Origin of the sequence: Gilliamella sp. Choc6-1 (genome assembly GCF_001690385.1) — a bacterium.
Taxonomy (GTDB): Bacteria; Pseudomonadota; Gammaproteobacteria; order Enterobacterales; family Orbaceae; genus Gilliamella; species Gilliamella apicola_A.
The window spans coordinates 1-1,006 of the sequence record NZ_LZHI01000061.1; the positions used below are offsets into that span (position 1 = coordinate 1).

The 1,006-nt window shown below is 39.4% G+C and carries 1 protein-coding gene; it reads left to right on the forward strand.

Features of this window, described 5'->3' with window-relative positions; all coding sequences use genetic code 11:
* A partial coding sequence (locus A9G36_RS10190; protein WP_065585607.1) for a hypothetical protein occupies positions 1 to 800 on the forward strand: 800 nt, incomplete at its 5' end.
* Positions 801 to 1,006 lie beyond the last annotated feature (206 nt).

The window sequence follows — 1,006 nt, forward strand, 5'->3', positions numbered from 1 at the left end:
ACCCATTTAGCGAAAAAAAACTCACGCAAGTTTTACGTTCGGATTTAGATTATGACCCAAGCGTCTGCCCAACACTGGTTAAACTTGCCGAACCCGATGAATTTTTAGAAAGCCCAATATTGGATAGAATTGGCTTTGAAGCAGCAAACGAATGTTTTGAGTCAAAGCGTTATATTTGTGCTTATATTGTTACAGACCTTAAACCATCGGTACTGGCAAAACAACTAATCAATATTGGCAATACCATTGCCAATGCATTGCATCGGCGTTATTACCCCTTTTTTGAACCATTTCGAATGCAATTTCTGCAAGAAGTAGCGAGCAAAGAAGACAACGCATGGCTAAAATCACAATTAACCCAAATTGCAAACTACTACTACCCATCGATTCATGGTGGGCAGTTTATCCGTTTTACCGCCGATGACACCGCCAATATTGCCGAAAGTTGGAGTGAAAATTACGGCAATCGCTTAAAAAATTTGATAATGATTCAAAACTTAGTCAATTTATGGGCAAATAACCGAACATACTATACAGAACAAAAACGGCTCCCCCTTGATAACAAGGTGATTATGCAAGCAACACAACTGGTTGAACAAGCTTATCAATTAGGCTTAACTGACGCTAACGATATTCAATTTTGGGTATTAAATGGCTTAAGGTACCAAACTGCATTTACTCAGCATCCTAACGTGCTTGAACAAATAGCCAAAGCGCAAAAAGAGCCGAGCACATTCTCAAAACACGTTATTAACGCCCAGATTCACCTTGAAATCTCATCACTTTCGATTAACGAATAACAAATAAGACAAGCAATAAAGGATGTAAGATGAAGAAAGCAGCAAACCTTGCGTTAGAAAATGTAATCCAAGCATCGGGTGCTTGCCCTGTCTGTGAACGAACTGGGCTACCGGTTTTTTTACTGCGTCAGGCTGTGATAAAAACAACGTCGAGTTTAACAAAAAAAGTCAACGCCACTTATCAAGAGTTAGCCGATTACGCTAAA